Source organism: Bradyrhizobium sp. P2_E8, assembly GCF_056403875.1.
Window position 1 is genome coordinate 1 of the sequence record NZ_JBFUES010000213.1, and the last position, 9027, is coordinate 9027.

The window sequence follows — 9027 nt, forward strand, 5'->3', positions numbered from 1 at the left end:
CATCACCGCCGAGCAGATGCTGGATGCCTACTCGTCGGTCGGCATGCCCCTTTTCTACAAGCACTGGTCCTTCGGCAAGCACTTCGCCTATCACGAGGCTTCCTACCGCAAGGGCCTGATGGGCCTCGCCTACGAGATCGTGATCAACTCCTCGCCCTGCATCTCCTACCTGATGGAGGAGAACACGGCGACGATGCAGACGCTGGTGATCGCGCACGCCGCCTTCGGCCACAATCACTTCTTCAAGAACAACTATCTGTTCAAGCAGTGGACCGACGCCGACGGCATCCTGGACTATCTCGATTTCGCCAAGAACTACGTCATGCAATGCGAGGAGCGCTTCGGCCGCGCCGAGGTCGAGCGTACGCTCGATGCCGCGCACGCGCTGATGTCGCACGGCATCGACCGCTACCCGGGCAAGAAGAAGCTCGACCTGCGCGCCGAGGAGAAGCGGGCAGGGCGACGTCGCCAGCACGAGGAGGAGGTCTTCAACGACCTCTGGCGCACCGTGCCGGCAGGAAAGAGCAAGAGCCGCTCCGCGCTCAGCGTCGAGCGGCGCCGCAAGCTGCTCGGCCTGCCGCAGGAAAACCTGCTCTACTTCCTGGAGAAGAGCGCGCCGCGGCTGGCACCCTGGCAGCGCGAATTGCTGCGCATCGTCCGCCACATCGCGCAATATTTCTATCCGCAGAGCCAGACCAAGGTGATGAACGAGGGGACGGCGACCTACGTCCACTATCGCATCATGACCAAGCTGCACCAGCAGGGCCGCATCACCGACGGCAACTTCCTCGAATTCCTGGGATCGCACACCAATGTGGTGTTCCAGCCCGAATTCGACGATCCGCGCTTCTCCGGCTTCAATCCCTATGCGCTCGGCTTCGCCATGATGCAGGACATCGAGCGCATCGTCACCAGCCCGTCGGACGAGGACCGCGAGTGGTTCCCTGACATCGCCGGCAAGAACGACGTGATGGGCGWGCTGCGCGACGTCTGGGCCAACTACCGCGACGAGAGCTTCATCGGCCAGTTCCTCAGCCCGAAGCTGATGCGGCAGCTGCGCATGTTCCATCTGCACGACGACCCCGAGGAGCGTGCCGGCATCCGCGTCGATGCCATCCACGACGAGCGCGGCTTCCGCCGGGTGCGGCGCGAGCTGGCGCGGCAGCACGATGTTGGCTACATCGACGCCAATATCGAGGTGGTCGACGTCGATCTCTCCGGCGACCGCCGGCTGATCCTGCATCACCACGTCATCAAGGGCGCACAGCTCAACGAGACCGACGCCAAGCGCGTGCTCCAGCATCTGGCGGACCTCTGGACCTACGACGTCTCGCTGATCGAGGTCGATGCCAACGACAAGGTCCTGCGCGAATATGTCGTGAGCCCGCGCCCGATCCCGGCGGCGGCCTGAGGCGGCCGTCTATGTGTAGCAATGCGGCGAGATGCGCGTTGGTGTGCCCTCGCCCCTTGTGGGAGAGGGCAGCGACGCCGGCAGACACAAGCTCACTGGGGTGAGGGGTATCTCTCCGCGCTTTCCCGTGTCGATAGATACCCCTCATCCGGCGCTTCGCGCCACCTTCTCCCACAAGGGGAGAAGGAAGAGGTCTGTGGCTGCCTGCTGTTCTATGCAGAACGCTTGGCCGGCTTCTTCTTGGTCTTCGACACATTCAGCTCCACCGCCGCGCGGATCAGCGCCTTCAGCGCTTTCTCGTTGATCTTCTCGCCTTCGCGGATATCGATCGCGCGCCGCACATTGCCGTCGAGGCTGGAATTGAACAGGCCGGCCGGGTCATCGAGCGCCGCACCCTTGGCAAAGGTCAGCTTCACGACGGCCTTGTAGGTCTCGCCGGTGCAGATGATGCCGTCGTGCTCCCACACGGGTACGCCGCGCCACTTCCATTCCTCGACCACGTCGGGGTCGGCGTCCTTGATCAGGGCGCGAATCCGCCCGAGCATCTCGCCGCGCCAGTCGCCGAGCTCCCTGATCCTGCCGTCGATCAACTTGGACGCCGCTCCGTCCGCGTCCTTCGCGCCGGCCTTCTTCACCGCGACCGCCTTCTTCATGACCTCGCCTCGCGCTGCATGCCGCCGCGCCGGTCAAGATAGGGCAGCGCAAACAGATACAGCCCGGTCGCAAGCAGCGGGATCAGCGGGACGAGCGCCAGGAAGCCGATCCACACGGCCTCGATCTGCATGGTCATCGCGACGATGTTCGCGATGACGGCGAGCGTGAAGGCGATGGACAGCCAGCGATGGATTTGTCGTATCCACATGTTCAACGAGACCTCCTCTGAAATGATCGGATGGATGCGCGCCGCCGGCTCAATCCGGTCGCGCCAGCAGCTCGTCCAGCTTGGTGAGAAACTGCTTCCAGCCGGCATGCGCGCCGCCATAGGCCTGTTTCTGCGTCGGGCTGAAGCCCGCCTGCTCGACGCGCAGATGCGTGCCTGCGCTTGTCGGTGTCAGCGTGAAGGTGACGACGCTTTTCAGGTCGAACGCCGCGTCCTCATGCGCGAAATTCCAGGTGTAGGCGAGCGTCTTCTGCGGCTCGATGGTGAGCACCTCGCAGTCCAGCACGCCGCCCCATTCGCCGCGAAGGTTGAAGCGATGGCCGACTGACGGCTTGAAGTCGTTCTTCATCAGCCATTCCTCGATCAGATGCGGCTGTGTCAGCGCGCGCCAGATCCGCTCGGCCGGAAAGGCAAATTCGCGCTCGATGACGACGGAGCGGGTCTCGCTTGAGGTCTCGGTCATTGGTCCATCCTCTTCAGGAGATCGTCGAGCGCGTCGAGCCGGTTCTGCCAGAATCCGGCCATCTGGCTGGTCCAGTCGACCAGCGGATTGAGCGCACCGGGCTGCGCGCTGTAATGGGTCTGGCGTCCTTCATGGCGGTCGCGGACGAGGCCGGCCTGCTTCAGCGCGCCGAGATGTTTCGAGACCGCCGGCTGGGAAACGCCGGACCGTGCCGTCAGTGCCCCGACCGTCTGCTCGCCCTCGCGGCACAACCGCTCGAAGATCGCCCGTCGGGTCGGATCGGCGAGCGTCCTGAACAGGAGATCGTGGGCGGCGGACATGCGATTTCCATAACCATTCAGTTATGGATAACTCATAACCACAGGGTTATGGATGAGTCAAGCGGCTTTGGGGGGCTTAAGCTCTCCCGCTTGCGGGAGAGGGCGCGCGCCGATCTCGCGGTAACCGTAGCGCCTCAAGGCCGCAGATAGAGATAGCCCTGCGACTGCAGCTCGGCCAGGCGGACCACGCCGCCTTTCTCCGCGCTGACGAAGCCCGGCAGCAGATCCGTCAGCGTGACGTTCTGCGCCTTCATCGTGTTGCCGCAGGCGGCAAGCTCGACGCCATCCTTGGAGAAGTCGCCAACGCGCTTGCTGATATCGGGGTTGGCCTGCGCCCAGTGAAACGCCTTCAGCGCCGGCCCGTGAATCACCAGCGCGATCGTGACGTGCTCGGGGCCGCCGACGCCGTCGATGTGGTTCTGGATGTTGCCGAGCACGAAATGGACCTTCTCGGCGTCGCTGAGATGGTAGACGACCTTGAGCTTGTTCGACGGCGGAGCCTCGGTCGCGGCCTGTGCGCGGGAGGCGCCGAGCGCCGCACCTAGCGCTGAAACGGCACTCCACAGGATGTTCCGGCGGTTCATGGCGATCTCCCTCGGCTGCGCCCGAATTTGCCGGACCCATATCACTTGTGGCGCAGCGCGGCGAGTTCCTTGCGGTCGGTCACCAGCGAGGCACACTCGCTGTTGTCGGTGCGGTCGAGGCGGAAGATCTTGTCGTCGGCGCCGGCGACCAGCGATTGCTCGGCCTCGTCATCCGGCTTGTTGTTCTGCCAGACCCTGACCTGCTCGAGCCGAATGATGGCGGATTTGTTGTCCCTGGACAGCGCCACCTCGATCCCGCCGCCTTCGCAGTCCACGCCGCAGCCGAGACGGACTTCGTCGCCCTGACTGAGAAGCACCGCGTGGCTGCCGCACGACCCGCTGGAGTCGAAGTCGCCGCTGYGATGGCGATACCGGAAGCCCAGGCGGAACGAATTGTGGAGCTGCTTGTCCTCCTTGTCGGCCTCCGCCGAGATCAGCAGCTTCATCGCCGCGACCTTCTGCTTGGGATGCCGCGCCAGATGCTCGGCATCGTAGCGGCGAACGAAGCAGGCATAGGCCTTGTCACCCGGCGTCCCCGCATAGATGCGGCCCATGAAGGCGTCGGCTTCGGCCTTTGTGGTTTCCCGGACCTTATCGGCCTCATCGGCGTGGGYGATGCCGGTGAACGCGGTAAGGACAAGCGGCAGGACGAGGGCAAGCTTCATGGTCGCACCGAACGCGTGAGCCGTTGATGGCCCGCGGCGGGACGATCAGGGCCGATTGGCCGTTAGTCGCGGGCGGAAAGCGTTGCGTTCAAGCGTTCCTGGCCGCGCCTTGCGGACAGCCTCGCGCAAGGTTCCCGCTTTAACAATTTGGAAGGAGGGGTATTGAGAACCCCTGGTTGTTGCAGATGACTGGTGGCGGTCAAAATGTCCATAAGTCAGAACTTGCCCAACCTTGCGATCGGCTATTCCCTTGCGCGGCTGTTCAAGTTGCTGGGAGCCGGCCTGCTGGCGACGCTGTTGTGCGGCGCGCTCGCATTCAGCTTGCACTATGGCAAGGACATCGCCACGATCCAGATCGCGCTCAGCTATTTCGGCATCGTGTTTTTCGGCCTGGCCACCTGCAAGACGCTCTGGACGTTGATCTCCGCCAGGGAGCCGGTCCTCTTCATCACCCGTGTCGGCATTCGCGACACCAGGATCGCCGATGACACCATCTCGTGGAGATCGGTGAGGGACATATCGATCTTTCGGTATCGCAGCCAGAGGATCGTCGTTCTTCAGGTCGATCCTCTTCTTGCCGAGCGGTTCGAAGGCGGCTTTCTGAAGCACGTCTTGTCGCTGCTGAACAAGCCCATTGGCGCGGACGGCGTGCTCGTCACGGGCGGCCTGACCATGGACGGCGAAACGCTGTTCGAGACCTGCAAGCAATACTGGACGGCCGGCCGGTTGGCATATTCGGGTCGCGCCGCACCCGAGCCCGAGCCTGTCCATTAAAGCCCGATGTGTCTTGGCTGAACCAGTGGCGGACTTCGTCGCCCTGAGAGCGGCGCTTTAGTCGCTGGTTGGACCAGAAGGGTTCAAGGTCCTCGCTCCCTGGAACTCGATGTCGCGAGTCCTTCGACATTGTCCCAGTTTGTCAATGTGATAGCCTTCACAGACGATTGCTTCTCGAAGTCGTAGGCTGGGGCCGCCTTTGTAAGTTTGTGGAGTCCCCGCGCAATGGGCGAAATTCGCAACTTCAGATCCGGGAATCAGAACGAGCCGCCGCCTCCGCACGGCGCAATGCCTCGTCGTCTCGCAGCAATCATTGTCGGCGACATCGCTTCCTACAGCCGCTTGATGCAGGCCGACGAGGAAGGCACGCATGTCCGCGTCAAGCGGATCGAGCGGGACCTCATCCAGCCCAGTATCGTCGAGCACCATGGAAGCCTGGTGAAGACGACGGGCGACGGCTTCATCGCTATTTTCGATAGCCCTGTTGAGGCCGTTCGCTGCAGCATCGTCATCCAGCAGAATCTCGTCGGCCGCAATGCCTCGCTTCCGAAGGACTCCCGGATCGAGTACCGAATTGGCGTCAATCTGGGTGATGTCATCATCGAGCCGGACGACGTTTACGGCGATGGCGTCAACATCGCCACGCGTATCGAAGGCATTGCCCAGCCCGGTCAGGTCTTCATCTCGGGCGCGATCTACGAGCAGATCAAGCACAAGGTGGTGTGCGGCTACGAGTCCCTTGGCGACCGCAAGGTGAAGAACATCACCGACCCCGTACGCATCTATCGCGTGCTGCCCGACGCAGATGCCGTCGGCGGGACGCGAGGCCGGCGCGAGAATACCTTGATCTTTCTCCTCGGCTTGACGTTGCTGGTCAGCGCCGCCGGCGTGCTCTGGTATCTTCTGGCGCAGCCGCCCGGCAAGGGAAGCGAGCAGGCCGCCACGCCGACTGCCGCTCCGGTCGCTTCTCCTGTCCCGCAGCCTCCGGCGCGCGAAGCGGCCGTGCCGACGCCACAACCGTCGCCCTCGTTGGCTTCACCTGCGCCGCCGGCACCGACGCCGACGCCCAGCCAATCGCCGACGCCCGCCAGCGAGCCGGACATGATCGCCATTCGCGGCGGCAGCTTCACGATGGGAAGCAACGATGATCCGACCGAACGCCCTGTTCACCAGGTCGCGATCAAGTCATTCTCGATCGGCAAATACCCTGTGACGGTGCGGGAGTGGAACGAATGCGCCGCTGCGAAGGCGTGTGGCTTTACGGCGATCGGGAAGGACGACGCCCCCGTCACGAATGTAAGCTGGACCGATGCACAGCAATATGCGGGCTGGCTCGCGCAGGCGACGAAGAAGTCGTACCGGCTTCCGAGCGAAGCGGAATGGGAATATGCGGCGCGCGGCGGAACGCAGACCAAATATTGGTGGGGCGACAAGCTCCAGCCGGGCATGGCCGGGTGCAAGGATTGCGGTGACGCAGCCGCCGAGCAGCCGGCGAAGGTCGGTAGCTTCAAACCCAATCCATTCGGACTCTACGACATGGGCGGCGGCGTCGATCAGTGGGTCGCCGATTGCTGGCACAGGACTTATCAAGGCGCGCCCAATGACGGTTCGGCATGGAGCGGTGGGGACTGCAGTTCGCACGTCCTGCGCTCGGGCTCCTGGAAGAACGATTCGAGATACGTGCGGCCATCCAACCGCGACGGCTACGATACCAACGTTCGTTACCCGACGCATGGGTTCCGGGTCGCGCTCAGTCCCTGAGTGCAGGAGTAGATTTGATGCAAATCCTTCGCTGCGTCGCGCTGTCGGCGGTGCTCGCATTGATCCCGGGCGTGGCCTTCTCGCAGGGTAAGGCTGCTCCAAAGGACGCAAAGGTTTATTTCATCTCCCCGTATGACGGGCAGAAGGTGCGCGCCGGCTTCCTGGTCCGGTTCGGCTTGCGCAACATGGGCGTGACGCATGCCGGCGACGACTACCAGAACGCCGGCCATCATCATTTGCTGGTCGACGTCAGCGACCCCATCGATCCGAAGGAGCCGATCCCGCAGGACAAGTCGCATCTGCATTTCGGGGCGGGGCAGACCGAAACATTTCTCGAGCTTCCGCCCGGGACCCATACCCTTCAACTGGTGCTGGGCGACGCCAAGCACTATCCGTTCGAGCCGCCTGTCGTGTCGGAGAAGATCACCGTGCGCGTCAGGCCTCCGCCTCAGCGCGGCAAATGATCACCGCATGCTGGCGTTGAACTTGTCCAGCGCCGCCGAGCCCGGGCACAGCGTGTCCGCTTCCAGCGTGTTGAGCGGCGTCTCGACCGTGTTGAGATGCGCGTGCAGGTCGTCGGCATCGGGGTCGACATAGAGCAGGCCGGTGACGATCTGCCCCTTGGCGGCGTGCTTCTGGAGGAAGGTCTGGGCGCCGAGCCGGTCATGCGGATCGTAGTCGGCGTCGATCTTGCGCAGCGCGATCTTGCTGCCGTCGTGCTGCTCGACCAATTGCACCGTGCCCGGCGCGTAGTCGACCGCGATCGGGTCGCGGCCGACCAGCACGTCGAGCCGGTTCACCGCGTCGTTGTGCTCGCGGACATAGTCGAAGCTCTTGGTCGAGCCGGCATGGTTGTTGAAGGCGATGCAGGGGCTGATGACGTCGATGAAGGATGCGCCCTTGTGGCGGATCGCGGCCGCGATCAGCGGCACGAGCTGGGTCTTGTCGCCGGAGAACGAGCGCGCCACGAAGGTTGCGCCCAGTTGCAGCGCGATCGCGACGAGGTCGATGGCGTTGTCGGTGTTGGTCACGCCCTTCTTGGACTTCGAGCCGCGGTCGGCGGTCGCCGAGAACTGTCCCTTGGTCAGGCCGTAGACGCCGTTGTTCTCGACGATATAGGTCATGTTGACGCCGCGCCGGATCGAGTGCGCGAACTGGCCGAAGCCGATCGAGGCGGAATCGCCGTCGCCGGACACGCCGAGATAGATCAGGTCGCGGTTGGCGAGATTGGCGCCGGTCAGCACCGAGGGCATGCGCCCGTGCACGGAGTTGAAGCCATGCGAATTGCCGAGGAAATAGTCCGGCGTCTTCGACGAGCAGCCGATCCCGGAGATCTTCGCCACCCGGTGCGGCTCGATCGAGAGCTCATAGCAGGCCTCGATGATCGAGGCCGTGATCGAATCGTGGCCGCAGCCGGCGCACAGCGTCGAGATCTTGCCCTCGTAGTCGCGATGCGTGTAGCCGAGCTCGTTCTTCTTGAGGCCGGGATGATGGAATTTCGGCTTGGCAATATAGGTCATGCGAGCACCTGCGATCCCAAGCCCGTCATGACCGGGCTTGACCCGGCCATCCACGTCTTGGCCGAGGAAAAGGAAGTCGTGGATGCCCGGCACAAGGCCGGGCATGACGGAAGAGAGAGCAAGGCGTAGGTCATGACACGGCCTTGCGGAGCGGCGTCACCTTGAGGTGATCCTGGTGGTCGCCAATGGCTTTTGCGATGAAGCGGGCGGTGATCGGCGTGCCGTCGTAATGCACGATCGGCACGAGGCGGACGGGGTCGATGCCGTTCTCGTTGACGATGAGCTGCCGCAACTGGGCATCGCGGTTCTGCTCGACCACGTAGACGAAATCGTGCTCGGCGAGGAAGCTCGCCACGCTCGAATGGAACGGGAAGGCACGGATGCGCAGGCGATCGAGCTGGTGGCCGCGCGCTTCCAGCAGGCCGATCGCCTCGTCCATCGCCGGCGAGGTCGAGCCGAAATAGATCACGCCGTATTTGGTCGGCCGTTCCGCATTGGCCTGGAGCGGACGCGGCACGAGGTCCTGCGCGGTCTCGAACTTGCGCACCAGGCGCTGCATGTTGTCGGCATAGACCGGGCCTTCCTCGGAATATCGCGCATAGCGATCCCGGGAAGTACCGCGGGTAAAATAGGAGCCCTTGGTCGGATG

11 protein-coding genes and 1 pseudogene are annotated in these 9027 nt (G+C 63.6%); 4 read left to right on the top strand and 8 right to left on the bottom strand.

The window, feature by feature from the left end; translation table 11 throughout:
- A partial coding sequence (locus AC1D00_RS14365) for a SpoVR family protein (RefSeq protein ID WP_477011125.1) occupies window positions 1-1411 on the top strand: 1411 nt, incomplete at its 5' end.
- A gap of 212 nt (window positions 1412-1623) precedes the next feature.
- On the opposite strand, the gene AC1D00_RS14370 is transcribed toward AC1D00_RS14365, so the two are convergent.
- The 6 genes from AC1D00_RS14370 to AC1D00_RS14395 all read right to left on the bottom strand — a co-directional run bounded on the left by AC1D00_RS14370 (window position 1624) and on the right by AC1D00_RS14395 (window position 4323).
- Complete coding sequence (locus AC1D00_RS14370; protein ID WP_477011126.1) at window positions 1624-2064, bottom strand: DUF1801 domain-containing protein; 441 nt, start codon at window positions 2062-2064, stop codon at window positions 1624-1626.
- The gene (locus AC1D00_RS14375) at window positions 2061-2273 is read right to left on the bottom strand and encodes a hypothetical protein (protein ID WP_477011127.1); all 213 of its coding nucleotides are present in this window, start codon (window positions 2271-2273) and stop codon (window positions 2061-2063) included. The genes AC1D00_RS14370 and AC1D00_RS14375 overlap by 4 nt, the downstream gene beginning before the upstream one ends.
- A 49-nt stretch (window positions 2274-2322) precedes the next feature.
- Window positions 2323-2754, bottom strand: a complete 432-nt coding sequence (locus tag AC1D00_RS14380; RefSeq protein ID WP_135175646.1) for an SRPBCC family protein — start codon at window positions 2752-2754, stop codon at window positions 2323-2325.
- On the bottom strand, window positions 2751-3074 hold the full coding sequence (locus tag AC1D00_RS14385; protein ID WP_027546888.1) for an ArsR/SmtB family transcription factor: 324 nt from the start codon (window positions 3072-3074) through the stop codon (window positions 2751-2753). The genes AC1D00_RS14380 and AC1D00_RS14385 overlap by 4 nt, the downstream gene beginning before the upstream one ends.
- Before the next feature lie 134 nt (window positions 3075-3208).
- A complete protein-coding gene (locus AC1D00_RS14390; protein ID WP_477011128.1) occupies window positions 3209-3658 on the bottom strand; it encodes a DsrE family protein in 450 nt (149 codons plus the stop codon).
- A gap of 41 nt (window positions 3659-3699) precedes the next feature.
- Window positions 3700-4323, bottom strand: coding sequence for a hypothetical protein (locus AC1D00_RS14395; protein ID WP_477011129.1), 624 nt, complete (start codon window positions 4321-4323; stop codon window positions 3700-3702).
- Window positions 4324-4527: 204 nt separating this feature from the next.
- Here AC1D00_RS14395 and AC1D00_RS14400 point away from each other — a divergent pair, with 204 nt between their 5' ends.
- From AC1D00_RS14400 to AC1D00_RS14410, 3 genes are all read left to right on the top strand, one after another.
- Window positions 4528-5097 (top strand): STM3941 family protein, encoded by a 570-nt coding sequence (locus AC1D00_RS14400; protein ID WP_167770966.1) that lies wholly within the window; start codon window positions 4528-4530, stop codon window positions 5095-5097.
- Window positions 5098-5322: 225 nt separating this feature from the next.
- Window positions 5323-6858 (top strand): SUMF1/EgtB/PvdO family nonheme iron enzyme, encoded by a 1536-nt coding sequence (locus AC1D00_RS14405; protein WP_477011130.1) that lies wholly within the window; start codon window positions 5323-5325, stop codon window positions 6856-6858.
- A gap of 17 nt (window positions 6859-6875) precedes the next feature.
- On the top strand, window positions 6876-7322 hold the full coding sequence (locus AC1D00_RS14410) for a DUF4399 domain-containing protein (RefSeq protein ID WP_477011131.1): 447 nt from the start codon (window positions 6876-6878) through the stop codon (window positions 7320-7322).
- Here the strand turns inward: AC1D00_RS14410 and AC1D00_RS14415 are convergent, their stop codons facing one another.
- The gene (locus AC1D00_RS14415; RefSeq protein WP_135175641.1) at window positions 7323-8378 is read right to left on the bottom strand and encodes a 2-oxoacid:ferredoxin oxidoreductase subunit beta; all 1056 of its coding nucleotides are present in this window, start codon (window positions 8376-8378) and stop codon (window positions 7323-7325) included.
- Between the two features lie 130 nt (window positions 8379-8508).
- Window positions 8509-9027, bottom strand: a pseudogene (locus tag AC1D00_RS14420) (2-oxoacid:acceptor oxidoreductase subunit alpha); the annotation flags it as partial.

Excerpts from the sequence above, each read along its gene's own strand:
- AC1D00_RS14370 (WP_477011126.1), bottom strand. The coding sequence starts at position 2,064 with ATGAAGAAGGCGGTCGCGGTGAAGAAGGCCGGCGCGAAGGACGCGGAC.
- AC1D00_RS14375 (WP_477011127.1), bottom strand. The coding sequence starts at position 2,273 with ATGTGGATACGACAAATCCATCGCTGGCTGTCCATCGCCTTCACGCTC.
- AC1D00_RS14380 (WP_135175646.1), bottom strand. The coding sequence starts at position 2,754 with ATGACCGAGACCTCAAGCGAGACCCGCTCCGTCGTCATCGAGCGCGAA.
- AC1D00_RS14385 (WP_027546888.1), bottom strand. The coding sequence starts at position 3,074 with ATGTCCGCCGCCCACGATCTCCTGTTCAGGACGCTCGCCGATCCGACC.
- AC1D00_RS14390 (WP_477011128.1), bottom strand. The coding sequence starts at position 3,658 with ATGAACCGCCGGAACATCCTGTGGAGTGCCGTTTCAGCGCTAGGTGCG.
- AC1D00_RS14400 (WP_167770966.1), top strand. The coding sequence starts at position 4,528 with ATGTCCATAAGTCAGAACTTGCCCAACCTTGCGATCGGCTATTCCCTT.
- AC1D00_RS14405 (WP_477011130.1), top strand. The coding sequence starts at position 5,323 with ATGGGCGAAATTCGCAACTTCAGATCCGGGAATCAGAACGAGCCGCCG.
- AC1D00_RS14410 (WP_477011131.1), top strand. The coding sequence starts at position 6,876 with ATGCAAATCCTTCGCTGCGTCGCGCTGTCGGCGGTGCTCGCATTGATC.
- AC1D00_RS14415 (WP_135175641.1), bottom strand. The coding sequence starts at position 8,378 with ATGACCTATATTGCCAAGCCGAAATTCCATCATCCCGGCCTCAAGAAG.